Raw genomic sequence first — 25,982 nt, 5'->3', positions numbered from 1 at the left:
TAAAGGAGGCATTCCAATGACATTGCAAAACCAAAGCATTATTGCCGACCCGGCGCTGGCTCCGGAAGGGCATCTGAAAATTGACTGGGTGGACGCCCACATGCCGGTCCTAAACAAAATCAAGGAGCAGTTCCAACAGGAGCAGCCCTTTAAAGGTTTGAAGGTGGCCATTTCCCTTCATCTCGAGGCTAAAACCGCGTATCTGGCCAAGGTGGTTCAGGCCGGTGGAGCAGATGTGACCATCACCGGCAGCAATCCGCTGTCCACACAGGATGATGTATGTGCAGCGCTGGTTGAGGATGGCATCCGGGTGTATGCCAAATACAATCCCTCTCCGGAGGAGTATAAGGCCCTCTTGATCAAAACCTTGGAGGAAAAACCCGACCTGATCATTGACGACGGCGGAGATTTGGTGACCATTCTTCACAGTGAACGCCAGGATCTGCTGGCTCAGGTCCGGGGCGGTGCAGAGGAGACTACAACCGGCATTCTCCGGCTGAAGTCTCTGGAGAACGAGGGCAAGCTGAAGTTCCCGATGGTGGCTGTAAATGATGCCTTCTGCAAATATTTGTTCGACAATCGTTACGGAACCGGCCAATCCGTATGGGATGGCATTAACCGCACCACCAATCTGGTGGTAGCAGGCAAAACAGTGGTTGTCGTTGGCTATGGCTGGTGCGGCAAGGGTGTCGCAATGCGGGCCAAGGGGCTGGGCGCCAAGGTCATTGTTACCGAAGTGGATGCCATCAAGGCCATTGAGGCGTATATGGACGGCTTCCATGTGATGCCTATGCTGGAAGCCGCCAAGGAAGGCGATTTCTTCGTCACGGTAACCGGCAACCGGGATGTGATCCGGGGCGAGCACTATGCGGTGATGAAGGACGGCGCGATTCTCTCCAATGCCGGACACTTCGATGTGGAAGTGAACAAGCCGGAGCTGGACGCCTTGTCCGTCTCCAAACGGACAGTCCGCAGAAATATTGAGGAATACAAGCTGAAGGACGGACGCAGCATCTATCTGCTGGCCGAAGGCCGTCTGGTGAATCTGGCGGCAGGCGACGGGCATCCGGCAGAGATTATGGATATGACCTTTGCCCTGCAGGCGCTGGCTCTGAAATATGTTAACGACCAGTACCAAGCCATCGGCAATAAGGTGGTCAATGTGCCTTATGAGCTGGATGAGCAGGTAGCCCGCTTCAAGCTGGCTTCCATGGGTCTGGCCATCGATGCCCTGACCGAGGAGCAAACCGCTTATCTGGCCGGTTGGGCAGAGCATTAAGCATCCCTGAAAAGCGAATGAATGAGGCAGCCCTTCCGTATCCATTAGGAGGGCTGCCTCTTTTTTTTGAATTGGGCCACAGTAAAATGGAGGGCCAATTGCAACATTTTCCCTGCGTATGCCGTTTGATGGATAACGGAGCCTGCGGTTCCGGATGGATCCATGTAAATAACAAAAAACAGGGGGAACCAGGCATGAAATGGGGGAGAAGGATTGCGGCGGTATGGCTGGCAGCAGCGCTGGCACTTGCAGGATGCTCCGCGGCGGACAAGAGTGAAAGCTCCACAGCAAGCAGCGAAAGCGGTTCGTCGGCCAACATGATGAGCAACTCGGTTGCCGACCAGATGGGGTTAACTAAAACCTCCGAGCAGGCGGATAAGGACAACAGTAAAGCGGCTCCGGCGGCCCAACCGTCCGGGCAGGCCAATGCCGGTGGCCAAAGCAGCGGCACGGGGGAGGAGAAGGGAGCGGGCTTCTCCGGTATGGGAACGGATCAGGAAGGGCTGAACCGTAAGCTGGTTTACAAGGCCAACCTGACCATGAAGGTGAAGAGCTACGCGGATGCACAGGCGGAGATCCGCAATCTGGTGACCCTCTCCGGCGGTTACATTCTCCAATTCTCGGAGAACAGCACCAGCCGGGAGGAAGGCGGAAACTTCGTCCTGAAGATTCCGTCCACAGGCTTCTCCACCTTCCTGAAGGAGCTGGAGAAGATTCCGAATGAAGCCATTCAGCGTAATGTCCAGGCTCAAGACTTCTCGGAGGAGTATGTGGATCTGGAAGCCCAGCTGAAGGCGAAGCAGGTGGTGGAGGCCCGTTATCTGGAATTTATGCAGAAGGCTACCCGGACAGAGGAGCTGGTGCAATACACCAACGAATTGGCCAAGATTCAGGAGGCCATTGAAAGAATGAAGGGGCGTATGCGCTACATCGACTCGAATGTGGCTTTTTCCACCGTGGAAATCCGGCTTTACCAGCCCGGAAGCTCTCTGGATACCCACAAATCCGATTCCGTATTCGGCCGTTCCCGGGATGCCATGCTCTCGTCGATGGGGTTCCTGGCCGGCTTCGGCCAAGGGCTGGTGGTTTTCCTGGCAGGAGTTATCCCCATCGCAGCCATCGGGCTTGTCGTCGGTTCTCCACTGTGGATATTGCATAACAGAAGCCGGAAGAAGCGCAGAGCGCAAGCGGAGGCTTATCAACAGAAAATGCAATCTCATAAGGACCGTTTGCCTCCGTCAAATGATCCGTTTCCCGCTGCATCTGTCCAGCCTAAAGAGGAAACAGATGATAAAACGACATGATTTTCTAAAATCCATTCAAAGATTGACGTAATTGGTTGACTTTTGGCGAAATATATGAAATCTTTTTTTGAAATCCTGCTGATCCCAGCAGGATTTTTTGCACATGTGGAGAACTCTTTTAAAGGTGTGGTGAAAAGTGGGGCAAAGTGGGGATAAAGGGGGCGGAATTATGTTCATGGGGGAATATCAGCATGCCATCGACGAAAAAGGCCGGCTCACCATTCCCTCCAAATTCCGCGATGAGCTCGCTCCCACCTTTGTCATCACAAGAGGCCTGGACAAATGCCTGTTTGTGTATCCGATGGAAGAATGGAAAGTCCTGGAGCAGAAGCTTAAAGCGCTGCCCATGATGAAGGCGGAGGCCAGAGCCTTCAGCCGGATGTTTTTTTCCGGGGCCACCGAATGTGAGTTGGATAAACAGGGAAGGGTAAATATACCCAATAACCTGATTAATCATGCATTGCTGGAGAAGGATTGCGTCATTATCGGCGTATCGGGAAAAATCGAAATTTGGAGCAAGGCGGAGTGGGACCGCTATTCCCAGGCTTCCGAGGACTCCTTTAACGAAATAGCGGAAACGCTGATTGATTTTAACTTCTAGGAGGTTATACACATCTTGTTTCATCATATTACGGTTTTGAAGGAAGAGGCTGTGGAGGGGCTTGCCATCAAGCCGGACGGCATCTATGTCGATTGCACCTTGGGCGGAGCCGGCCACAGTGAGCGGATTGCGGCACAGCTGGGAGACGGTGGACGGCTGATCGGGCTGGACCAGGATGATGCGGCGTTGGCTTTTGCCGGGGAGAAGCTGTCGCCCTACGGGGATAAGGTTACCCTGGTGAAAACGAATTTCCGCTATATCCGGCAGGCTCTGGAGAAGGCCGGGGTTCCGTTGTCTGCGGAGGGTGTGCCTCAGGTGGACGGCATCCTGCTTGACTTGGGCGTGTCCTCGCCCCAACTGGATGATGCCGACAGGGGCTTCAGCTATCATCAGGATGCGGAGCTGGACATGCGCATGGACCAAACTGCTCCTCTCACGGCCCGGAAGCTGGTGAATGAATGGCCGGAGGCGGAGCTGACCCGGATTCTGTTCGAATACGGGGAGGAGAAGTTCGCCAGAAGAATTGCTTCTGTGATCGTGAAGGCCCGGGAGAAGGCCCCCGTGGAAACCACCGGCCAGCTGGCCGAGCTGATCAAGGAAGGTATTCCCGCAGCAGCCAGACGGACGGGCGGGCATCCGGCCAAACGCAGCTTTCAGGCCATCCGCATTGCCGTCAACGACGAGCTGGGTGCGCTGGAGGATGTGCTGGAGCAGGGGATTGAATGCCTGAAGCCCGGCGGACGAATTTCGGTCATTACCTTTCACTCCCTGGAGGACCGGATCGTCAAACAAGCATTCGCCGGACATATCGAGTCCTGCACCTGCCCGCCGGATTTCCCCATCTGCGTATGCGGCCGGAAATCCACCCTGAGGCTGGTCAACCGCAAGCCCATCGTGCCGGGGGACAATGAGCTGGAAGTAAACCAGAGGGCCCGCTCCTCCAAGCTGCGCATCGCCGAGAAGCTGGGATAAGCCGTCTGTCGCATAGATCAAGCACCGTTCGATTCTATCGAGTGAGAACCTGATGAAGGATGTGTAAAAATGGCAGCTTACATACGTGGGAATTTGGCAGTCGAGGAGAGACAAAACTCCCCGGAACGTGTTAAGATCAAGGAAACCCGCAGGGTGGTATACCGGACAAGCCGCCTTCCGACACAGGAGAAGCTTCTGTACTTGTTTACGGTGCTGCTTTGTGCGCTGGTGGCAGGCGTTGTCATATGGCGGTATGCCCAAATCTATCAGATGAATACCCGGATTCAGAATGTGGAGAGGGAAATTTCCCGGCTGGAAGCCGACAATAATGCCTTGAAGGAAAAATTGTCGAAGATGATAGATCCTTCCCAATATATGGATGAGGCAGCGAAGAAGGGGCTTGTGCGCATACAGGAGGATAATTTCGTCCGTGTGCCGGGTGAAGTAAAAACCCAGCAGGGTTCGTCAACTGCGGGGAAGCCGTAAGGACCGTGATTGAGGATGACTAATTACATATGTAAAGCAGGGTGAAAACATGGAGAAGCTAACGCGTAGCCGTTCATTGGTTATCGGCCTGTTTTTTACCCTTTTTTTTCTTGGGCTGATCGTCAAGATCTATTGGGTACAGGTGGTTGACCACGAGTGGCTGCTGGCCAGGGCGGAGAAGAAATGGCAGGAATCCAAGACAATTCCGGCGGAGCGGGGAACCATAACCGACCGCAATGGAAAAATCTTGGCAGAAGACGGCATCGCTTACATCGTGACGTTGAATCCCCAGGTGATCAAAACCAAGGGGCTGGAGCGGGATATCTCCCAGGGACTATCCGCGGTATTGGCCACAAGCAGCGATCCTGCAGCAACGGCCAAGCTGGAGAGCAAAATTTATGAGATGGCTACCCGCAAAAGACCCAACAGCGAAGAAATGATGATGGCGGTGGAGGTTCAGAGCGAGGGCTACAAGATCGATTCTGAAACCAAGGAAAAGGTTGACGCGCTGATCGAGGAGCTTAAGCTCAAAATTGAGCTGAGGAACAAAGAAACCGAAGGCAAAAAGCTGGATACCAAGGATGTGGGGATTTACCTGACCAAAACCAGCCGGCGGGCCTACCCGTTCAAAAATTTGGCATCCCATGTATTGGGGTATATGGATAAGTGGGATAAACCAGGCGGGTACGGGCTGGAATACTCCCTGAATGATCTGCTTCAGGGGACTCCGGGCGAACTTAACAAGGAAAGCGACCGCAAGGGAGTGGAAATTCCCAACGGCAAGATGTCCTATACGGCACCCGTCAACGGGAAAAATGTGGTTCTGACCCTGGACCAGACCATTCAGTATTATGTGGAAAACGCCATCCGCCAGGTCTATGAAAAATGGAACCCCAGGAGTGTAACGGCCATTGCCGCCAATCCCAAAACCGGAGAAATCCTGGCGATGGCCAATGCGCCGGATTATAATCCCAATAAATATTGGGAGGCTGCTTCCAACCCCGCCGTGTTCAGCAACAATGCCGTATCCTATGCGTATGAACCCGGTTCCACCTTCAAGCTGGTTACCCTGGCAGGGGCTATGGAGGAAAACATGTTCAACCCCAACGATACCTACCAGTCAGGCAGCATTGTGGTGGATGACCGCCGGCTGCATGACCACAATACCGTCGGCTGGGGCAAAATCTCCTATATGGAGGGACTGCTCCGCTCCAGTAACGTGGCCTTCGTCAAGCTGGGCATCGAAAAGCTGGGCACCCAGAAACTTGGCCAGTATATTACCAATTTCGGTTTTGGCACTCCTACGCAAATCGATCTGCCTGGAGAAGCGGCCGGCGTCGTGAAAATGAAGTATAAATCAGAGTTTGCCACCTCTACCTACGGACAGGGATTGACCGTCACCGCCATCCAGCAGTTGGCCTCCTACGGGGCCATCGCCAACGGCGGCAAGCTGATGAAGCCGTACATTATTAAAGAAATCCTCGATCCCGTTACCAATGAGCCGGTTCAGGTCAATACCCCCACCATGGTACGTCAGGTGGTTTCCGAGGCTACAGCCAAGGAGGTTGGGATGGACCTGGAGCAGGTGGTGTCCAACCGGGAAATGGGCACAGGCTGGCGGGCTTATATCGACGGTTACCGGATCGCCGGCAAAACCGGCACCGCCAACATCGTTATTCCGGGGGAGAAGGGATACGCGGACGGTAAGTGGCTGATTACCTTCGCCGGCTTCGCTCCAGTGGATGACCCCAAGATTGTGGTGGTCATTGTCGCCGATGTGCCTGATTTGAAGAAGGATTATCATCTGGGCGGCGAGGTGGCCTCCCCTGCTTTTAAGGAGATTATCTCCCAATCGCTGAGCTATCTGGGGGTAACCTCTGAAGCCAGCGCAGCCCAGATGGCCAAGATAGAGACTCTTTCACCGGTGCCTAATGTGGTGGGGATGGCTGTCTCAGCCGCCAAAACCACATTAAACCAGGCCGGGCTTAAGGCGGAGGTGATCGGCTCCGGGGGAGATGTGCTGAAGCAGATTCCTCTGCCCGATACGAAAATCTCCAGTACCCAGCGGGTGTATCTGATGACCCAGGAGGAGGAGACGGCCAATATTCCCAATCTGGCCGGCAAGTCCCTGCGGGATGCGCTGGAGGTCTGTTCGTTAACCGACCTGAAGTGCAAGACGGAAGGGGAAGGTTATGTGGTCGGCCAGACGGTGACGGGTGATGAGAATAACCGGGAGCTGCTGCTCACCCTTAAGCCGGGTTCGGATGGCGCTGAGCCGGAAGCGGCGGAACATTCTGCGACGCCTTTACCAAGCGGCAAAGCCAAGGCTACTCCCAGCCCTTCGGGCAAGGCAGCGACGCCAACGCCCCCGCCAAAGTCAACACCTTCCGGAAAGCCGGCGGGAGCGGCATCCTCTTCACCGACTCCCCCGCCGCAGACGTCCCAAAAGCCATAAGAGACTGCGGGGAAATAAAATACCCCATTTGCCCCTCATATACGATGCGATACCTCCCGCACGAGCTTGTTCTAACCCCTGTTTGTCCCGAATAGTCATGAATTGTACGAGTCTGACTATTTGCGAATGGGGGAGAGCGCCCGTGCGGGTTTCCAATGTAACCATACGTCGCCGATTATGGTATGCCATGCTGGGGGGGACAGTCCTGTTCGCCGCCCTGATTATCCGTTTGGCATACGTGCAGTTGTGGATGGGGCCGGACCTGGCGGAGAAAGCGGAGGAATCCTGGCGCCGCAATATTCCGTTTGAAGCGAAGCGGGGAGAGGTGTGGGACAGAAACGGCGTTAAGCTGACGTATAATGTATCCACACCTACCATTATGGCCATACCGGCCCAAATTAAGGATCCCGAGGATACGGCCCGCCAATTGGCCCAGGTCCTGCAGATCTCTGAGCAATCGGTGCTGGATATTCTCAAAAAACGCTCCATGATCGAGCGGATCCAGCCGGGCGGCCGGAAGATTTCGCCGGAGAAGGCGGAGGAGGTCAACAAGCTGAAGCTGCCGGGCATTGTGGTGGCGGAGGACAATAAGCGCTATTACCCTTTTGGAACCCTGGCTTCCCATATATTGGGCTTTACTGGAATTGATAATCAGGGCTTGACAGGAGTGGAAGCTTCGTACAATAATTTGCTGCAAGGCATACGCGGAGGAGTGTCGTTTCTCTCCACCGCAAGCGGCGGTACCATGCCCGGTTCTACGGATCAATACAACGCACCCCAGGACGGGCTTAATCTGCAGCTGACCCTGGACCACTACATCCAATCCGTCATGGAGCGGGAAATGGACCAGGCGATGGTGCAGCATCAGCCGGACCGGATCATCGGCATTGCCATGGACCCGACCAACGGGGAAATTCTGGCTATGGCCAGCAGGCCCACCTATGATCCGGGGAAATTCAGGGAGTATCCCTCCGAGGTGTACAACCGGAATCTGCCTATCTGGATGACCTATGAGCCCGGCTCCACCTTCAAGATCATTACCCTGGCGGCAGCGCTGCAGGAGAATAAGGTGAATCTGAGCGATCCCTTCTATGATCCCGGCTATATAGAGGTGGGGGGCGCCCGGCTGCGCTGCTGGAAACGCGGCGGCCACGGCAGTGAAACCTTCCAGCAGGTGGTGGAGAACTCCTGCAACCCCGGCTTTGTGGTCATGGGCCAGAATCTGGGGAAGGAAACCCTGTTTGATTACATCGGCAAATTCGGCTTTGGCAAAAAAACAGGCATTGACCTGATGGGCGAGGAAAACGGCATCATGTTTAAGCCCAGCCGGGTCGGCCCTGTGGAGCTGGCCACTACCGCCTTCGGGCAAGGTGTGTCGGTCACGCCGATCCAGCAGATTACTGCTGTCTCAGCGGCGGTGAACGGAGGCAAGCTGTATAAGCCCCACGTCACCAAAGGCTGGTATCACCCGGTTACGGGGGAGATGGTGGAATCGGCGAAGCCGGAGGTGGTCCGGGAGGTTATCAGTCCCGAAACCTCCCAGAAGGTCAGGGAATCCCTGGAGAAGGTGGTGGCCCTGGGCACAGGCCGCAATGCCTTTGTGGACGGCTACCGGGTCGGGGGCAAAACAGGTACGGCCCAGAAGGTGGTCAACGGCCGGTACTCCGCCAGCGAGCACATCGTTTCCTTTGTGGGCTTCGCCCCTGCGGATAATCCCAAGCTGGTGGTTTACATAGCCGTGGACAATCCCAAGGGCATCCAGTTCGGCGGTCTCATCGCCGCACCCATTGTGCGCAACATTATGGCCGACTCCCTTCGTTATATGAAGGTGGAGCCCAGCAAGGATCAAATCCAAAAGGAATACAAATACCCGGATATCCCCGACGTGGAGGTGCCCAATATGGTGGGTATGACCATCCAGGATATTTACGAGGACATCCGCTCCGACCTGGTCCTGGCCAAGTCCGGCACCGGCTCCAAGGTAATGAGCCAGCTTCCGGCAGCGGGCACACGGCTACCCCAAGGCTCCACGGTACGGATTTATTTATCGGACTGATATGTTGATAACAGGAGGAAATAAGCATGAAGCTGCAGGAGTTGGCGGGACTATTCGCCGTACATAGGCTGATTGGCGATGGAAATGTAGAGATTCGGGGCATTCAGGCGGATTCCCGCAAGGTGAAGCCCGGCGATTTGTTCATATGCGTAAGAGGGCTGGTTTCAGACGGACACCAATACGCCGCCACAGCCGTGGAGGCCGGTGCAGCCGCTCTGGTTGTGGAGGAGGCGCTGCCTCTTGCGGTGCCTATGCTGGTGGTGAAGGACGCCCGGCATGCTCTGGCTGCTATTGCCGCCTGCTTTAACGGTTATCCCAGCACCCGGCTGAAGGTCATCGGCGTAACGGGAACCAACGGTAAAACCACCTCCACCTATATAATGGAAAAGATTCTGTCTGACCGCGGGTATGTTACCGGTTTGATGGGCAATATCGAGATGAGAATCGGGAACACCTCCTATCCCACCGGTTCCACCAACACCCGCGAGCCCTTGGAGCTGCAGGAGAGTCTGCGGAGGATGGCGGAAGAGGGAGTGCAGTACTGCCTGATGGAGGCCTCCAGCCATGCCCTGGATCTGGGCCGGGTGAAGGAAACCCGGTTCCGCACCGCGCTTTTCACCAATCTGACCCAGGATCACCTGGATTACCATAAAACCATGGACAATTACCGCCAGGCCAAGGGGCTGCTGTTCTCCCGCCTGGGCAACGGCGGAATGTCCGATCCCGACGGGCGCAGCTATGCTGTGCTGAATGCGGATGATCCGGCCAGCGCCTATTTTGCCGCCCAAACCGCTGTGGAGGTTGTCACATATGGTGTGGAGCAGGCTGCGGATGTGAGCGCGCGTGAGATCCGGATCACCAGCCAAGGAACCCTTTTCCGGCTGTGCACCTGGCTAGGAGATGCGGACGTGAATCTCCGGCTGGTGGGCAAATTTAATGTCTACAATGCCCTCGGAGCGGTTGCGGTTTGCCTTTTGGAAGGTGTATCCTTAGAGCATGCCGTGAAGAGTCTGGAATCCATTCCCCCGGTGGAAGGCCGTATGGAAGCGGTGGGAGAAGATCAGGACTTTCAGATCCTGGTGGATTACGCCCATACGCCCGACGGCCTGGAGAATGCCCTTGCAGCCGTGAAGGAAGTGGCGGAGGGCAAGGTGATTACTGTTTTCGGCTGCGGAGGCGACCGGGACCGGACCAAACGTCCGATTATGGGGCGCATTGCCGCCCGGTTCAGCGATTATGTGTTCGTCACCTCGGATAATCCCCGTTCGGAGGACCCGGAGTCGATTCTGCGGGACATCGAGCCGGGTGTGCTGGAGGGAGGCTTTACTCCTGAGAGCTACAGGCTGGTTGCCGACCGCCGGGAAGCCATCCAATTGGCTATTGAAATGGCAAGCCCCAAGGATGTAGTATTAATTGCGGGAAAAGGTCATGAAACCTATCAAATTATAAATGGCGCCACCCATCATTTCGATGACCGGGAAGAAGCAAGGGCCGCGCTAAGGAGTCGGAAGCATTGATAACAAGAAAGCTGAGCGATATCGCCCGGATGGCGGAGGGCAGTGTGCCCGACCTGTTCGGAGAGGTGGAAATAAAAGGTGTAGCGCTTCATCCCGAGGAGGTCCGTCCGGGCTGTCTCTATATCCCTCTGTCTGAAGATCAGGGGGATAAACTGGAACTGGCGGAGGAGGCGGTGCGCCGCGGAGCAGCAGCCATGCTGCGCCAGGCGGGACATATAGAGGAGTATCCGGGCCAGATTCCGTCCATCTGTGTGGAGGACGCGAAGACGGCTTTGCTGAAGCTGGCTGCCGCTTACCGCAAGGAGCTGCCGGCCCGCGCCATCGCCGTCACCGGCAGCGACGGCAAATCCACCACCCGGGATGTGCTGGCGACCATGCTGGCCACCACCTACAAAACCTTTCAAACGGAAGGCGGGGTGGACCATCCGTTAACCGATCTGGCCTGTGCCATTCTCCGGATGGATGAATCCATGGAGATGGCGGTGTTCGAGCTCCAATGGAACGAACAGGAGGATCTGGCGGAGCAGGCCGGGTTTATACGTGCGGAGGCGGCCATTATTACCAATGTGGGGGAAACCCAATTGAAGGTACTGGGCAGCCGGCGCGAGGTGGCGGCAGCAACCATGAAGGTGGCCGAGGGGCTTCTGCCCGGCTCGCTGCTGGTTTATAACGGAGAGGAGCCGCTTCTGGGGGAAATGCTGGCCTCGGCCAACAAACCTGACGGGCTTCTGACCTATCGTTTCGGTTCCTCGGATACATGCGATATCTATCCCATCGCGATTATGAACGAGCTGGAGGGCACCTGCTTTAAGACTAATTTGCCCACAGCCTCTTATTTCCGCGTACCTTTGCTGGGATTGCATAATATTATGAACGCGCTGGCTGCAGCCGCCCTCTCCAAGTATATGGGCGTGTGCGACCAGGATGCCGTAACCGGCATGAACAGCCTGGAGCGGAGCTATTCTCGGCTTGTGCCGATGTACACACGTTCGGGCGCGGTGATTTTCAATGATTCACTAAGTGCTACTCCGACGTCCATGAAGGCGGCCATCGAGCTGCTGAAGGAGCTGTCCGGCTACGAGCGCAAAATCGTCGTGCTGGGGGATATGACCGACCTGGGACCGGATGAGGTGCGGTACCACAAGGAGATCGGGGCGATGCTTACGGCTCCGGAGATCTATAAGGTATTCGCCTATGGAACATTGGCCAGGCATATTGCGTCTGAAGCAGGGAAAGGCCAGCCGCCGGGACGGGTCAAGTGGTTCCAGGAGAAGGCGGAGCTGATCGACGCCGTGGCGGCGGAGGCGGATAACAAGGATGCCATCTTGGTCAAGGGCTCCAAGATGCTGGGACTCGACGAACTGGTAGAGGTGCTGACAGGCGTCTAGGAATGTCATTACAGGGGGCAAAATGTTGTGATCGATCTTAAAGAAGTGCTGTTTCCCATGGGAGTTGCGTTTTTATTTGCCCTGTTGGCGGGGCCGCTGTTCATTCCGCTTCTGCGCCGGATGAAGTTCGGCCAGCAGATCCGCAAGGAAGGCCCTCAGGGCCACCAGAAAAAAGCGGGAACGCCCACCATGGGCGGCATCATTATATTATTGGCTTTGTCCGTAGCCGCTCTGCGGTTCTCGGACAAAAATGAAGAGCTGGTCATCCTGCTGGTGGCTACGCTGGGTTATGGCCTGGTGGGCTTTTTGGACGACTACATCAAAATTCTGTTCAAACGCTCCTTGGGGCTGACGGCCAGACAAAAGCTTCTGGGCCAACTGCTGGTTTCCGGCTTTGTCTGCTACATGCTGTACCGCATTGGCCATTCCACCGATTTGTTCATCCCGCTGACGGATGTGTCTATTCCTTTGGGCTGGCTGTATTACCCCTTCGTCGTGATTATGATGCTGGGTATGTCCAATGCCGTGAACTTCACGGATGGACTGGACGGCCTGCTGTCAGGTACCAGCGCTGTGGCGTTTGGCGCCTTCCTGATTATTGCCATGAAGGGCCATCATCCGGAATCCGCTATTTTGGCAGCATCCATGGTGGGGGCTGTGCTGGGATTCCTGGTCTTTAACGCCCATCCGGCCAAGGTGTTTATGGGAGATACGGGGTCGCTTGGAATCGGCGGAGCGCTGTCGGCGGTAGCGATCCTCACCAAAACCGAGCTGCTTATCCTGGTTATCGGCGGTGTGTTTGTGTTTGAGCTGCTGTCTGTAGTCATCCAGGTGGCATCCTTCAAAACCAGGGGCAAGCGTGTGTTCAAAATGAGCCCGATCCACCATCATTTCGAGCTGGTGGGCTGGAGCGAATGGAAGGTTGTTATCTCCTTCTGGCTGGCGGGACTGGTGCTTGCCGGAATCGGATTATATTTGAACGGGGTGTTCTAGGGCATGAGAGAGCCAGGCTGGTATCAACAGAAGCAGGTTATCATATTGGGCTTGGCGAAAAGCGGTGTGGCTGTTGCCAAGCTGTTTCACCAACACGGTGCCATCGTGACCGTCAATGATAAAAAGAACCGCGAGGAATGCCCGGAGGCCGACGAACTGGAGGCTCTGGGTATTTCTGTCGTTTGCGGGGGGCATCCTCCCGAGCTGATCCATGAAGGTGTAGCCCTGGTGGTGAAAAATCCGGGCATTCCCTACAAAGCACCTCCGGTGGCCCAAGCGCTGGAGCTGTCCATTGAGGTGGTGACCGAGGTGGAGGTGGCCTACCGGATCTGCCAGGCGCCGATGATCGGCATTACCGGCTCCAACGGGAAAACCACCACGACCACGTGGATCGGCCGGATGCTCGACGAAGCAGGGCTTCATCCCATTGTTGCCGGCAATATCGGCCGGTCTCTGTGCGATGCTGCTGAGGAGGCGACGGCGGAAAATTGGATGGTGGTAGAGCTCTCCAGCTTCCAGCTGAAGGGTACCCAGCAGTTCCGTCCGCGGATCGCCGTGCTGCTGAATGTTTATGAAACCCACTTGGACTACCATGGCACCATGGAGGATTATGCAGGCTCCAAGGCCAAGCTGTTTGCCAACCAGGAGCCGGAGGATGTGGCGGTGGTGAATTGGGACGATGCTTATTGCCGGTCCCTGATTCCTGCTCTGCAGGCGCGTGTGCTGTCCTTCTCCATGAAGGAGGAGCTGGAGGCCGGGGTTTATCTTTCCGCTGCACCGGAGCGCTGTATCATGTATAAGGCCGGGCCGGAGGCTGCGCCTGTGCAGGTGCTTCCCGCGGCGGAGGTGGGCATTCCCGGGGAGTTCAACGTGGAGAATGCGCTGGCTGCCGTCGCCGCTGCCCTGTCCGCAGGAGCGGATGTGGCCGCCGTCGCCAAGGCGTTGCGCGAGTTCCGCGGTGTGGAGCACCGTCTGGAGTTTGTCCGGGAGAAAAACGGGATCGCCTACTACAATAATTCCAAAGCCACCAATCCGGCGGCCACCGTGAAGGCTATGGAAGCTTTTGACCGTCCTATCGTGCTTATTGCCGGCGGACTGGAGCGGGGAATGGACTATCTGGATCTGGTTCCCCATTTCCGCGAGCGGGTCAAGGCAGTGGCGGCGCTGGGGGAAACCCGGCACAAAATCGCCCATGCTGCCGAATTGGCGGGAATCAAGCTGATCAAAACCGTCGATACTGCTAACACCCCTGCGGAAGCTCTTCAGGCAGCGGTGGAGGCGGCGTTTGGATTTGCGCAAGAAGGCGATGTGGTTCTGCTGTCGCCCGCCTGTGCCAGCTGGGATATGTTTTCCTCTTATGAAGAGCGGGGTAGCATGTTTAAGGAGTCCGTGCATAACCTTTAACAGAGGGGTCAAGCCCTGCTTGCCCCTCACAAGCTTACGCTTAAAGAGGTGTCGGGCATGGGAAAAACACGAAACTCGCCGGATTTGATTATGCTGATCGCAACCCTTGCGCTCCTGTGCATCGGTGTCGTGATGGTCTACAGTGCCAGTGCGGTGCTGTCGTACCATGATTTTGGGGACTGGTACTATTACTTGAAGCGCCAGCTCCTGTTCGCCGTTCTTGGGGTGATCGCCATGACCGCCATCATGAACGTGGACTACCAGGTGTGGAAAAGATTGGCCAAACCCGCGCTCTTGGGTGGCTTTGCCCTCCTGATTCTGGTGCTGATTCCGGGCATCGGTGCGGTTCGGGGAGGAGCCCGCAGCTGGATCGGCATCAGTTCCTTCGGCATTCAGCCTTCGGAATTCATGAAGATCTGCATGATTCTCTTTTTGTCCAAGCTGTTGTCGGACGAGAACCACCGGATTACCGAATTCACCAAAGGGCTGCTGCCGCCGCTTGCGGTGATGGGCGCCGCCTTCGGCCTGATTATGCTCCAGCCTGACCTGGGCACCGGCTCCGTGCTGGTAGGGGCATCGCTTCTGATCATCTATGCGGCGGGTGCGCGGATGTCCCATTTGGCCGGGCTGGGGATGATCGGTGTGGCCGGATTTGTGGGGCTGATTATCGCCGCCCCTTACCGGCTGAAGCGGATCACCGCTTTCCTTGACCCGTGGTCAGACCCATTGGGTGCGGGGTATCAGGCGATTCAATCCTTGTACGCCATCGGGCCGGGCGGTCTGGTGGGCCTGGGACTGGGCGCAAGCCGCCAGAAGTACAGCTACCTGCCGGAGCCGCAGACGGATTTTATCTTCTCCATTATTTCGGAAGAGCTGGGTTTTATCGGCGCAGGGCTGGTGCTGGTGCTGTTCACCATTCTGGTCTGGCGGGGCATGCGCACCGCCATAACGGCACCGGACACCTTCGGCAGCCTGCTGGCCGCCGGCATTACCGGCATGATCGCCGTCCAGGTGATCATCAACATCGGTGTGGTCATCGGCATGATGCCGGTGACGGGCATAACGCTGCCTCTGATCAGTTACGGGGGCTCGTCCCTGACACTGATGCTGGTGTCCTTGGGCATTCTGCTCAACATATCACGATATTCGAGGTGAATCCTCATCCTATGAACAACAACAGTCCACTCAGTGGTATGAACAAAATTGTATTCACCGGAGGCGGTTCGGCGGGCCATGTGACGCCGAACCTTGCTCTTATTGGGGAGCTCCGCAAGTCTGGCTGGAGCGTAGATTACATCGGCTCTGCCGAAGGCATCGAGCGGGGCATTGTGGAAGGAACGGGAATCCCGTTCCATGCCATTTCATCGGGCAAGCTGCGCCGGTATATCGATCTGAAGAATATCAGCGACCCCTTCAAGGTGGTCAAAGGGGTTTGGGACGCCTGGCGGGTGCTGGGCCGGGTAAAGCCGGATGTGGTTTTTTCCAAAGGCGGCTTTGTGACGGTGCCGGTGGTTATCGCCTCCAAGCTGCGGGGCATTCCGGTGATTATCCACGAATCGGATATTACTCCGGGGCTGGCTAACCGGATTTCCGTCCCGCTGGCCGGCAGAGTGTGCGTCAATTTCCCGGAGACGGTCAAGCACATTAAAGGAGACAAGGCGGTGTATACCGGCTTGCCCATCCGCCGGGAGCTTCTTGAAGGCAAAGCGGACAAGGCCCGGATGGATCTTGATTTTGTGCGGACCCGTCCGGTTGTGCTGGTGATGGGCGGAAGCCTAGGCGCCAAGTCGATTAATCAGGCGGTGCGCGAGGCGCTGCCGGAGCTGTTGAAGGAGTACCAGGTGATCCATATATGCGGCAAAGGCAATGTGGACGACACTCTTAACGGACGCCGTGGCTACAAGCAGGTGGAGTTTCTCACCGGCGGCCTGGCGGATATGCTGGCGCTGGCGGATGTGGCTGTTTCCCGGGCGGGGGCCACCTCCATTTTTGAGTTTCTGGTGCTGAAGAAACCGATGCTGCTGATTCCTCTCAGCCGGAACGCCAGCCGTGGCGACCAGATCCTGAACGCGGAATCCTTCGCCCGCCGGGGGTTTGCCCAGGTGCTGGAGGAGGAGGAGCTGAACGCGCAGACACTGCTGGCGCGTGTGCGGGATTTGTACGCGAACCGCTCCGCCTACGCAGCTGCCATGGAGCAGGAGGCGGCCGACTTCGACGCTACCGGCAAGATTGTAGGCCTCATCCGCGAAGCGGCGGGAGGTCGGAAGTAGCAGTGTCGGGAACGCATACGGCAGACATGACATCTTCGTATAAACGCATGGTGATTGAAAAAACCATAGGGTACTCCCAATGGTTATGCCTGCAGTCCCCCTTGGACGTGCGTTTGACGGCTAACGGAACTCAGCGACTCTTACGGGCGTTTTGGAACTAGCTTTGCATAGTAAACGGAACTCAGCGACTCTTACACGCCTATATTTACGCTGGACAGCCGGTTTTGCTCCTGTAAGCGCGTCTCCGTTCCGTTAGAATTTCAAACGGGTCTTTTTAGCAGGCTAAGCGTTTCTCTGTTCCGTTAGCGTTTCGGGGGAACAGGCTGCAGCGTCAAACACTGGTATTGGCGCAGAGCCGGACAACTCTAAGCATTGCCCGTGCTGATGTCCCGATAACACAAATGGGCATTTGTCACACTCTCGGGCCTTTTACATAAACTACACTATAACCGTGACAGACACCCGGTAAAAAGGCGGGCTGGCAGGAACTTGAAGCGGCAAACCCGCGGGGATCCGCGAGCCGCCGGCAGGCCCGGTTGTTCTGTGAAGGAGGTTGCTTGACGATGCATGAGTTGGCTCGCGAGTTGCTGGCTTTTGAAGTGGGAGAAGTATTATCCGGGGAGCCCCTGGCTCCCTACACCACCTGGAAGATTGGAGGACCTGCGGATGTGCTGGTGACGCCTTCCTCCAAGGAGAAGCTGGCGCAAACCGTAGCGTACCTGAACAGCAGGCAGATTCCCTGGTTTTTATTGGGGAGAGGTTCTAATCTGCTGGTGTCCGACAAGGGCTTCCGGGGAGCGGTGATCCGTCTGGGCCGGGCGTTCGAGGAGGTCCGCTTCGATGGGGAAACCGTCTATGCCGGGGCGGCCTTCTCTCTGATCAAGCTGTCGGTGCTGGTTGGCAAGGAAGGGCTGACAGGTCTGGAATTTGCCGGCGGCATTCCGGGCACGGTGGGTGGTGCGGTGTTCATGAACGCTGGAGCCCACGGCTCGGATATGTCCAAGATTCTGGTGGAGGCGGAGGTTCTTCTGGGAACGGGGGAATGGAAAAGAATGGCGCCGGAGGAACTGCAATATGCGTACCGCCACTCTATCCTTCATGAGGAAACCGGCATTGTAACCGAAGCGGTGTTCCGGATGCAGCATGGGGACCGCAAGGAAATTGCCGGCGCCATGGCAGCCTACAAGGACCGCCGGAGACGGACTCAACCCTTGCAGCTGCCCTGTGCCGGGAGTACCTTCCGCAATCCGCCGGGACATTTTGCAGCCAAACTCATTGAAGAAGCCGGTTTGAAGGGAAAGCGGGTTGGAGGAGCGGAGGTATCTCCGCTGCACGCCAATTTCATCGTGAATACCGGCGGCGCCACAGCTGAAGATGTTGCAGGCTTGATGGAGCTGATCCGTTCTACGGTGAAGACCGCTGCCGGGGTGGACCTGGTGCCGGAGATCCGCAAGATCGGGGAATGGTGAAGCTCCCCTCTCCGCTGTAAGCAACAGGCGGGCAATTCATGCATCGCGATGCTTTCTCCCCATGCAGGCGCAGGCGGCGGCTCACAAGCCTCGCGGGTTCTTAGTCGCGGGTTTTCCTTCACTGGCCAGACAGCGCGTATCCCGACTTTACGGATACGGAAGCTTCCGGCCGGTAAAAAGAAATGCTTCTCCGTTTAAACATTGCGGAGCAGCAGCTCTTCTCACGGAAAACTTTTACGGAGGTGGAACTTTGGAGAAGCTGGTCATCGAAGGCGGCAGACCACTAGCGGGAACGGTACGCATCCAGGGCGCCAAAAATGCGGCGCTGCCGATTCTGGCGGCGTCGGTTATGGCCAAAGGGGTGCACCGTATCCAAAACGTGCCGGATTTGCTGGATATCCATGTTATGCTGGATATACTAAGGTCCCTCGGGTGCAAGGCGGAATTGGCGAACGGCACGGTCACCATCAATACGGCGCTGATGCATTCCTCCCATATTCCCGAGGAGCTGATGGGACAGATGAGATCGTCCATCTTCCTGATGGGGCCTCTTCTGGCCAGATTCGGCGAGGTTCGGGTATATCAGCCCGGTGGCTGTGCCATCGGGGAGCGAAAAATTAATCTTCACCTTCTGGGGCTGGAAGCATTGGGCGCCAAGGTGGAGGAATCCGGCAACCGGATCGTCTGCACCGCCAGTCAACTGGTCGGCAGTGATGTCTTCCTTGATTTTCCCAGTGTCGGGGCTACGGAGAATATTATGATGGCTGCCGCCAAGGCAGAGGGACTTACCACCATTCATAATGCGGCAAGGGAACCGGAAATCCAGGATTTGCAAAATTATCTCAATGCCATGGGAGCCAATATATACGGTGCAGGCACCGATACCATCACCATCAAAGGTGTTCCCAGGCTGGTACCCGTCACTTATTCCGTCATACCGGACCGGATCGTAACAGGCACACTTATGATCGCAGCAGCTGTCACACGGGGCAGCATTACACTCGAAAACACCAACTCCTCACACCTCACTTCCGCAATCCACGCACTCCGCCGCGCCGGTGTTCAAATTTCCATCGATGGTGATATAATACATGTATGCTGCCACGGAAGACCCAAGGCGGTGGAGCGGATCGTAACTTCCCCCCATCCCGCATTCCCTACGGATCTCCAATCCCAGGTTATGGTGCTTCTATCACTTGCAGACGGAATGAGTATAATCAAAGAAACGATTTTTGAAGGCAGATTCAAACATGTGGATGAACTGGCCCGAATGGGGGCGGACATCCGCATTGATCAGGCCAATGCCTATATCCGCGGCGTTCCCCGTCTGTACGGGGCCACTGTGGAGGCTACAGACCTGCGGGCCGGAGCTGCTCTGGTCATTGCGGGGCTGGCTGCGCGCGGCATTACGGTTGTGGAACAGATTCATCATATTGACCGCGGATATGATAGAATAGAAGAAATCCTGGCCCGTCTCGGAGCCTCCATCACCAGAACCGACGTTTCCACTTCGACTGCGGCATGGACCACCGGCAGCCCAGCAGCCGGAAAGCTGGTTTCCGAGGCATAACAAGAAGCCATCCTTATTACATCTTATTCGCGGCAAAACCGGCCATCATGAGAGAAGTGTTTCTTGCATAACCCGCATCAGCCGCCAAGAAAAGCGGAGGGTGCGGGATATGCGTTTCGCATGGCGTCCCGGCCATGCTTCATTCTGCCCACCCGGGAAAAAGAAGGTGTTCGATTGTCCAAAGGAAACGCCGTACCTGCCATGAAGCCTGCCGGTCCCAAGGAAAGGCGGGGGGGCGGCAAGCTGCGCCGGCTGGTCATTGTTTTTTTTATCACTTTATTCCTGGTCCTCTTCTTTCAATCCTCCATCAGCAAAATTTCCCAAATTAAAGTGGAAGGCAACGAGCTGGTGTCGGCGGAGGAGATTATAGCGGCTTCCGGGGCGAGAACCGGTGACAACTTTTTTACGATGGGGACAAGCGCCGTTTCGGCCAATGTCAAAAAACATCCGTTTATTGAGACGGTGGAGGTCGTGAAGAGCTTCCCGGGAGTGCTGAAGATTCATGTGGAGGAATACCGCAGAGTGGCCTTCCAGCTGGCGGAGGATGGCACCAAGGAGGTGCTGCTGGCCGACGGAAGTGCTTTGCCCGTTGCCGGACAAGCGGCCAATGTCCCCTTGGACATGCCCATTCTTTCCGGCTGGGCAGCGGATAATCCCTTGAAGGCCAAGCTGTGTATTGCTTTGTCCCAGGTTCCGCAGCAATATTTATCCGACATCTCCGAGATCCGGCCCGATCCCAGCACCGCATATGAGGACCGCATCAAAATTTACACCCGGTCTCGCTACGAAGTGCTGACCACCATCGAATATTTGCCCGGCAACATTCAGTATCTGGGTTTTCTTACTAATGAGCTGAAGGAACGGGGCAAGGATTCCGGCGTGATCACCATGCTGGAGCAGATCCGCCATGCTCCCTTCGAAGGGGAGACGGCGTCTAAGACGAACCAGGCCAAAGCCACGAATGCAGCCAAAGCCACTCCGGCCAAAGGGCAGACCGGCAGCTCCACCAAAGCTTCCCCTAAGCCAACCCCTACCCCCAGCAATAAAACCAACGCTCAGGGCGGCAACACCAACGGGTAGGCCGGCATTTTCCGGTGAAGCAGTGACGTCGGTAATTCCCCCTAAAATAAGGACTACACCATGGCGATATAGTGCTTGCGAATCGGTAATTAGGACTACTCATCGCCTGGAAATAATGTTAAAATTAAAATTATGGAGTTTGCTAGCTTTATAGACTCTTTATGATGGCGCCGATAAGGCGTACACCCTTCAGACCTCCTGTTTCAAACAGGGCAAAACGGGGTAAAGATAGCCCTTGCCTCAAACAGGCTCTGCCGGGTTTGAAACCGGCATACCTCCTCCGGCCTATACGGGGATCAGGGGTAGCCGGGGAAGATTTTTCCACCAAAAAAAATGTTGAAAAAAGAGGGAATCCGGGGCTCCTGTTGAATACATACAGAAGCATCCGGCCCAAGCCTCCATTTTTCTATAAATGGAGCGTTAAGACGAAAGAACAGGAGGTGCCATCGGTTGAGCAACAATGACGTCATTGTGAGTCTGGACATCGGTACATCCAAAGTGCGTGTTATTATTGGCGAAGTGATAAACGGGGCCATTAATATAATTGGAGTGGGATCAAGCGAATCCGAGGGAATCCGGAAAGGTGCCATTGTCGATATCGACAAGACTGTAGAATCCATCAGGAGTGCAGTGGACCATGCCGAGCGTATGGTGGGTATCCAGATTTCGGACGTATTCGTAGGGATTTCCGGCAACCATATTGCGCTTCAGTCCAGCCATGGAGTTGTAGCCGTCTCCAACGAAGACCGGGAGATCGGCGATGAGGATATCGAACGTGTTCTGCAAGCGGCCAGAGTCATTGCTCTGCCTCCCGAACGGGAAATTATCGGCATCGTACCCAAGCAGTTCCTCGTGGACGGGCTTGAGGGCATCCAAGACCCCCGTGGAATGATCGGTGTCCGCCTCGAAGTGGAAGCCACCATCATAACCGGAACCAAAACAGCCGTACATAATTTAAGGCGCGTCGTGGAGAAGTCCGGCCTGCGCATTGCCGGGCTGACCCTGATGTCCTTGGCCAGCGGTTATCTGACCCTGTCCAAGGATGAGAAGTCTCTGGGCACCGTCCTGGTGGATGTGGGAGCGGGTGCCACAACAATATCCGTCTTCTTGGACGGAAACATGGCCGCTACCTCCACCATTCCCGTTGGAGGCGATTTTGTCACCAACGATATTTCCATCGGCTTGCATACGCAAACCGAACATGCCGAGAAGATGAAGCTGAAATTCGGCTGTGCGTCCATCGATGACGCCGCTGCCGATCAGGTATTTAAGGTGCCTCGCATCGGAAGCAATCTGGACAAGGAATTCTCCCAGGTGGATCTGGCCAGCATCATCGAGCCCCGAATTGAAGAAATCTTCCAGCTGATCCGTGCTGAAGTTCATCGTTTAGGTTATGGCAATGCGGCCGGCGGTTATGTGCTTACCGGCGGAACGGTGAACCTGCCGGGCATCCTGTCCGTTGCCAAACGGGAACTGGATACTTCCGTCAGGATTGCCTTGCCGGAATTCATCGGTGTCCGTGATCCGTCTTATACCAGCGGGGTCGGCATCATTAACTTTGTGGCGAAGAACGCCAAGACACGTCCTTCAGGGAATACCCGCAAGGCCGCCGTCAAGGCTTCATCCCCTGCCGCGTCGGACAAGCCGGGATTTTTCGAGAGGGTGAAAAACTTCCTAAGCGAATTAATATAGCAGGTTACACTGCTATGAATCTGAATGAGGATCAGTGAGGGGGAACTAATACGCATGCTGGAATTTGATATTGACAACGAACAGCTTGCTACGATCAAGGTAATAGGAGTTGGCGGCGGCGGCAGCAATGCAGTCAACCGGATGATTGAATCGGGCATCCAAAGCGTTGAATTCATTACGGTGAATACAGATGCGCAAGCATTGAATATGGCAAGATCCGAGGTTAAGCTTAAGATCGGCGAGAAGCTGACACGGGGCCTTGGAGCAGGAGCCAATCCTGATGTGGGTAAAAAAGCCGCCGAAGAATCCCGCGAGCTCTTAATCCAACAGCTGAAGGGCGCAGACCTGGTGTTTGTTACAGCAGGGATGGGCGGCGGCACAGGAACGGGAGCCGCTCCCGTTATCGCCGAAATCGCCAAGGAATGCGGCGCATTGACAGTGGGTGTGGTCACCCGCCCCTTCACCTTCGAAGGCCGCAAACGTGCCATGCAAGCGGAGCAGGGCATCGCCGCTCTGAAGGATAAGGTGGACACGCTGATCGTGATCCCCAACGACCGTTTGCTGGAGATTATTGACAAGAAAACACCCATGATGGAAGCATTCCGCGTTGCGGACAATGTCCTCCTGCAGGGTGTGCAAGGGATTTCCGACCTGATCATGGTACCCGGTCTGATCAACCTGGACTTTGCCGATGTGAAGACCATTATGTCGGAGCGTGGCTCCGCATTGATGGGTATCGGGGTTGGCGCCGGCGAGAACAGAGCATCCGATGCTGCCCGCAAGGCCATCCAAAGCCCGCTTCTGGAAACCTCCATCGAAGGCGCACGCGGCGTCATCATGAATATTACCGGCGGCATCAATATGAGCCTCTACGAGGTTAATGAAGCGGCTGAGATTGTCAGCGCCGCAGCTGACCCTGAGGTGAATGTGATCTTCGGTGCTATTATTGACGAGAGCCTGAAGGATGAAATCAAGGTAACGGTAATTGCCACCGGCTTCGAGCACAAGGCTGCCGCAGCACCTCAGCGCCGTCCTTCCACTCCGGCTCCCGGGCAACCGGAGACCCACCAGCCGGAAACCCGTTCGGCAGGCATCCGGCCCTTCGGCAACCAGCCGGCAGGTGACCAACTGGACATCCCCACCTTCCTGCGGAACCGTCCGCGGAACAACCGGGAATAACCGGGAATAACCGCATAACCGCCACAATGACCCTTTGCCATCCACGGCAAAGGGTTTTTTGCGCTTTATTATTGAAGCTTCACCCCCCAGCAAAGCCCTTGGGGTTTCGACAAAAAAACAGCGGGTCGGGCAGCAGGGTTAGACAGACAATGAGCAAAAGAGGGCTTATACTTAAGTTCAAGCTTATCGTCCATGGTGCCCCGTTCGGCTTGTCCCGTTTTACGGTTCCACGGTGAAGCGGAGGTAGGGAAGGGGCGTGGAGCGTCGGCGTGATTTATGCGGACCTGATATTCCTGGTCAATTTTTTGACGGATGGCGTCTTGCTCCTGGCTACAGCGTGGACAAGGAAATGCAGGATTAAGCTCTGGCGTATTGCCGCGGCCGCCGCCTTCGGCTCTGTGTATGTGGTGCTTCTTTTGTTTCCCCAATGGTCGTTTTTGCTGGCGTTTAGCATTAAGTTTCTGGTGTCGGTGCTGATGGTGCTGATCTCCTTCGGGTACAAAGGGTGGCAGGCCCTGGCCCGCAATGTGGCCGCCTTTTATGTGACGGCTTTTGTAACCGCCGGGGGTATTTATGGGCTGTATTATTTTTTTCTGCCGCCGAAGGACGTGCTGGAGGCGGTATTTACCGGCGTGTATGAGTGGACGGCAGGATACGGTTTTATCGGACTATGCTTTGTGTTCTTGATTTGGCTGTACATGCGGGTTTTCCGCGGGTCCAAAAAACAGGAGGCGGCTGCCCAACAGATGGCGTCGGTGGAGGTGGAAATCAAAGGCCATCGGCTGTCCTGCATCGGATTGGTGGATACCGGCAACCAGCTGTACGATCCCTTGACCAAAACCCCGGTTATGATCGCTGAAGCCAGGCTGTGGAAAGATGTATTGCCCAAGGAATGGCTGAAACGGCTGCAGACCCAGGATGCCGAATCCATTGTGGCGGCAATGGGGGAAGAGGAATTTGCTTGGCAGGACCGACTGCGCATCGTGCCGTACCGGGGAGTCAACCGGTCTACCCAATTTATGCTGGCCATCCGGCCGGATAAGGTGCAGCTCCATTACGGGGGACGGGATTGGGAAACCGGGAAGGTGCTGATCGGCTTCGACGGGGGCCAGTTAAGTGCGGACGGCTCTTACCAGGCCATAATCCATCCTATGCTGCTGTCGGATTAATTAGTATCAACAGGAGGTACGCTACATGCAAGCAAAATGGCGGCTGATGCTGCAACTGTACTACTACAAATTTCTCATTCTGCTGGGCAAAAAAAGCGACGAAATCTATTACATCGGAGGAAGCGAAGCCCTGCCGCCGCCTTTGACCCGGGAGGAGGAGGAATTTCTCCTGTCCCGCCTATCATCGGGAGATGCCGCAGTCCGTGCGATGCTCATTGAGCGGAACCTCCGGCTGGTGGTTTACATAGCCCGGAAGTTTGAGAACACCGGAATCAATATTGAGGACCTGGTTTCCATCGGCGCCATCGGCTTGATCAAGGCGGTCAACACCTTTGACCCGGAGAAGAAGATCAAGCTGGCCACTTACGCCTCACGGTGCATCGAGAATGAGATTCTGATGTATCTGCGGCGCAACAGTAAAATCCGGTCGGAGGTTTCCTTCGACGAACCTCTGAACATCGATTGGGACGGCAACGAGCTGCTGCTGTCGGACGTACTCGGTACGGAGAATGATACCATCTACCGCAATATCGAGGAGCAGGTGGACCGGAAGCTGCTGCATAAGGCGCTGGATAAGCTGACGGAGCGGGAGAGGACCATCATGGAGCTGCGCTTCGGACTGACGGACGGGGAGGAGAAAACCCAGAAGGATGTAGCCGACATGCTGGGCATCTCCCAATCCTACATCTCCCGGCTGGAGAAGCGGATCATCAAGCGGCTGCGCAAGGAATTCAACAAGATGGTGTGAAACCGGAAGGACAACAAACAAATGGCAACAAACGAATAAAAACACACACGGACAAGGCAACCCCGTCCGGGCTGATGCGCATATGCGCCGGCCCGGGCGTTTTTTTATATGCGGAGATCGGGAAACGGAGAAAACGGCGAATGCAGCAGCTGACTTTTCTAACGAATCTCAGCAACGCCATTTCACCCGTTTGGCCCGTTTTCCAGTTGTAACGAATGTGATACGCCTTATTCCGTCTAAAAGATGCTGAAAAAAGCCAATGTGTTTGCAATAGCGTGGCTCAGATTCGTTACATTTCCAACCTCCACCTTTTCCGCGAAATAAGGCTTGTGAGATTCGTTAGCGGCGCC

At 55.8% G+C, this 25,982-nt stretch carries 20 protein-coding genes; all 20 read left to right on the top strand.

Annotation, left to right across the window (positions count from 1 at the left end; translation table 11 throughout):
- Window positions 1-16 precede the first annotated feature (16 nt).
- The 20 genes from ACI1P1_RS26810 to sigE all read left to right on the top strand — a co-directional run bounded on the left by ACI1P1_RS26810 (window position 17) and on the right by sigE (window position 25,632).
- Window positions 17-1,279 carry an adenosylhomocysteinase gene (locus tag ACI1P1_RS26810; RefSeq protein ID WP_416219598.1) on the top strand — a complete coding sequence of 421 codons (1,263 nt, stop codon included), beginning with the start codon at window positions 17-19 and terminating at the stop codon, window positions 1,277-1,279.
- Window positions 1,280-1,473: 194 nt separating this feature from the next.
- Complete coding sequence (locus tag ACI1P1_RS26805) at window positions 1,474-2,583, top strand: DUF4349 domain-containing protein (protein WP_416219597.1); 1,110 nt, start codon at window positions 1,474-1,476, stop codon at window positions 2,581-2,583.
- A 169-nt stretch (window positions 2,584-2,752) separates the two neighbouring features.
- The gene (gene mraZ / locus ACI1P1_RS26800; protein WP_416219596.1) at window positions 2,753-3,184 is read left to right on the top strand and encodes a division/cell wall cluster transcriptional repressor MraZ; all 432 of its coding nucleotides are present in this window, start codon (window positions 2,753-2,755) and stop codon (window positions 3,182-3,184) included.
- A 15-nt stretch (window positions 3,185-3,199) separates the two neighbouring features.
- On the top strand, window positions 3,200-4,156 hold the full coding sequence (rsmH, locus tag ACI1P1_RS26795; protein ID WP_416219595.1) for a 16S rRNA (cytosine(1402)-N(4))-methyltransferase RsmH: 957 nt from the start codon (window positions 3,200-3,202) through the stop codon (window positions 4,154-4,156).
- A 69-nt stretch (window positions 4,157-4,225) separates the two neighbouring features.
- On the top strand, window positions 4,226-4,642 hold the full coding sequence (locus tag ACI1P1_RS26790) for a cell division protein FtsL (RefSeq protein WP_416219594.1): 417 nt from the start codon (window positions 4,226-4,228) through the stop codon (window positions 4,640-4,642).
- A 49-nt stretch (window positions 4,643-4,691) separates the two neighbouring features.
- Window positions 4,692-7,097: a penicillin-binding transpeptidase domain-containing protein gene (locus ACI1P1_RS26785; protein ID WP_416219593.1), complete on the top strand. Its 2,406-nt coding sequence runs from the start codon at window positions 4,692-4,694 to the stop codon at window positions 7,095-7,097.
- Window positions 7,098-7,239: 142 nt separating this feature from the next.
- A complete protein-coding gene (locus tag ACI1P1_RS26780; protein ID WP_416219592.1) occupies window positions 7,240-9,153 on the top strand; it encodes a stage V sporulation protein D in 1,914 nt (637 codons plus the stop codon).
- A gap of 26 nt (window positions 9,154-9,179) precedes the next feature.
- A complete protein-coding gene (locus tag ACI1P1_RS26775; RefSeq protein WP_416219591.1) occupies window positions 9,180-10,670 on the top strand; it encodes a UDP-N-acetylmuramoyl-L-alanyl-D-glutamate--2,6-diaminopimelate ligase in 1,491 nt (496 codons plus the stop codon).
- A complete protein-coding gene (locus ACI1P1_RS26770) occupies window positions 10,667-12,058 on the top strand; it encodes a UDP-N-acetylmuramoyl-tripeptide--D-alanyl-D-alanine ligase (RefSeq protein WP_416219590.1) in 1,392 nt (463 codons plus the stop codon). The genes ACI1P1_RS26775 and ACI1P1_RS26770 overlap by 4 nt, the downstream gene beginning before the upstream one ends.
- 30 nt (window positions 12,059-12,088) lie before the next feature.
- Window positions 12,089-13,051: a phospho-N-acetylmuramoyl-pentapeptide-transferase gene (gene mraY, locus ACI1P1_RS26765; protein WP_416219618.1), complete on the top strand. Its 963-nt coding sequence runs from the start codon at window positions 12,089-12,091 to the stop codon at window positions 13,049-13,051.
- A gap of 3 nt (window positions 13,052-13,054) precedes the next feature.
- Window positions 13,055-14,455: a UDP-N-acetylmuramoyl-L-alanine--D-glutamate ligase gene (murD, locus tag ACI1P1_RS26760; RefSeq protein ID WP_416219589.1), complete on the top strand. Its 1,401-nt coding sequence runs from the start codon at window positions 13,055-13,057 to the stop codon at window positions 14,453-14,455.
- A gap of 57 nt (window positions 14,456-14,512) precedes the next feature.
- The gene (spoVE, locus tag ACI1P1_RS26755) at window positions 14,513-15,610 is read left to right on the top strand and encodes a stage V sporulation protein E (RefSeq protein WP_416219588.1); all 1,098 of its coding nucleotides are present in this window, start codon (window positions 14,513-14,515) and stop codon (window positions 15,608-15,610) included.
- A gap of 38 nt (window positions 15,611-15,648) precedes the next feature.
- Window positions 15,649-16,725, top strand: a complete 1,077-nt coding sequence (locus tag ACI1P1_RS26750) for an undecaprenyldiphospho-muramoylpentapeptide beta-N-acetylglucosaminyltransferase (RefSeq protein ID WP_416219617.1) — start codon at window positions 15,649-15,651, stop codon at window positions 16,723-16,725.
- A 563-nt stretch (window positions 16,726-17,288) separates the two neighbouring features.
- The gene (gene murB, locus ACI1P1_RS26745; RefSeq protein WP_416219587.1) at window positions 17,289-18,194 is read left to right on the top strand and encodes a UDP-N-acetylmuramate dehydrogenase; all 906 of its coding nucleotides are present in this window, start codon (window positions 17,289-17,291) and stop codon (window positions 18,192-18,194) included.
- A gap of 250 nt (window positions 18,195-18,444) precedes the next feature.
- Entirely contained in the window at window positions 18,445-19,764 is a 1,320-nt protein-coding gene (murA, locus tag ACI1P1_RS26740) for a UDP-N-acetylglucosamine 1-carboxyvinyltransferase (RefSeq protein WP_416219586.1), read from the top strand.
- A gap of 174 nt (window positions 19,765-19,938) precedes the next feature.
- Window positions 19,939-20,844 (top strand): cell division protein FtsQ/DivIB, encoded by a 906-nt coding sequence (locus ACI1P1_RS26735; protein ID WP_416219585.1) that lies wholly within the window; start codon window positions 19,939-19,941, stop codon window positions 20,842-20,844.
- A 450-nt stretch (window positions 20,845-21,294) separates the two neighbouring features.
- Window positions 21,295-22,536: a cell division protein FtsA gene (gene ftsA / locus ACI1P1_RS26730; RefSeq protein WP_416219584.1), complete on the top strand. Its 1,242-nt coding sequence runs from the start codon at window positions 21,295-21,297 to the stop codon at window positions 22,534-22,536.
- 54 nt (window positions 22,537-22,590) lie between these two features.
- Window positions 22,591-23,715, top strand: a complete 1,125-nt coding sequence (ftsZ, locus tag ACI1P1_RS26725; RefSeq protein WP_416219583.1) for a cell division protein FtsZ — start codon at window positions 22,591-22,593, stop codon at window positions 23,713-23,715.
- Between the two features lie 269 nt (window positions 23,716-23,984).
- Window positions 23,985-24,884, top strand: a complete 900-nt coding sequence (gene spoIIGA, locus ACI1P1_RS26720) for a sigma-E processing peptidase SpoIIGA (RefSeq protein ID WP_416219582.1) — start codon at window positions 23,985-23,987, stop codon at window positions 24,882-24,884.
- A gap of 25 nt (window positions 24,885-24,909) precedes the next feature.
- Entirely contained in the window at window positions 24,910-25,632 is a 723-nt protein-coding gene (sigE, locus tag ACI1P1_RS26715) for an RNA polymerase sporulation sigma factor SigE (protein ID WP_416219581.1), read from the top strand.
- The last annotated feature ends 350 nt before the right edge of the window (window positions 25,633-25,982 follow it).

It is taken from the genome of Paenibacillus mesotrionivorans (assembly GCF_046098205.1).
Taxonomy (GTDB): domain Bacteria; phylum Bacillota; class Bacilli; order Paenibacillales; family NBRC-103111; genus Paenibacillus_AR; species Paenibacillus_AR mesotrionivorans.
Note: the sequence above shows the minus strand (reverse complement) of the source record. Positions and strands in the feature narration are given on the sequence as shown.

Bases quoted from the DNA above. Each gene is read 5' to 3' on its own strand.
- ACI1P1_RS26810 (WP_416219598.1), top strand. From the start codon at position 17: ATGACATTGCAAAACCAAAGCATTATTGCCGACCCGGCGCTGGCTCCG.
- ACI1P1_RS26805 (WP_416219597.1), top strand. From the start codon at position 1,474: ATGAAATGGGGGAGAAGGATTGCGGCGGTATGGCTGGCAGCAGCGCTG.
- mraZ (WP_416219596.1), top strand. From the start codon at position 2,753: ATGTTCATGGGGGAATATCAGCATGCCATCGACGAAAAAGGCCGGCTC.
- ACI1P1_RS26790 (WP_416219594.1), top strand. From the start codon at position 4,226: ATGGCAGCTTACATACGTGGGAATTTGGCAGTCGAGGAGAGACAAAAC.
- ACI1P1_RS26785 (WP_416219593.1), top strand. From the start codon at position 4,692: ATGGAGAAGCTAACGCGTAGCCGTTCATTGGTTATCGGCCTGTTTTTT.
- ACI1P1_RS26775 (WP_416219591.1), top strand. From the start codon at position 9,180: ATGAAGCTGCAGGAGTTGGCGGGACTATTCGCCGTACATAGGCTGATT.
- murD (WP_416219589.1), top strand. From the start codon at position 13,055: ATGAGAGAGCCAGGCTGGTATCAACAGAAGCAGGTTATCATATTGGGC.
- spoVE (WP_416219588.1), top strand. From the start codon at position 14,513: ATGGGAAAAACACGAAACTCGCCGGATTTGATTATGCTGATCGCAACC.
- ACI1P1_RS26750 (WP_416219617.1), top strand. From the start codon at position 15,649: ATGAACAAAATTGTATTCACCGGAGGCGGTTCGGCGGGCCATGTGACG.
- murB (WP_416219587.1), top strand. From the start codon at position 17,289: ATGCATGAGTTGGCTCGCGAGTTGCTGGCTTTTGAAGTGGGAGAAGTA.
- ftsZ (WP_416219583.1), top strand. From the start codon at position 22,591: ATGCTGGAATTTGATATTGACAACGAACAGCTTGCTACGATCAAGGTA.
- sigE (WP_416219581.1), top strand. From the start codon at position 24,910: ATGCAAGCAAAATGGCGGCTGATGCTGCAACTGTACTACTACAAATTT.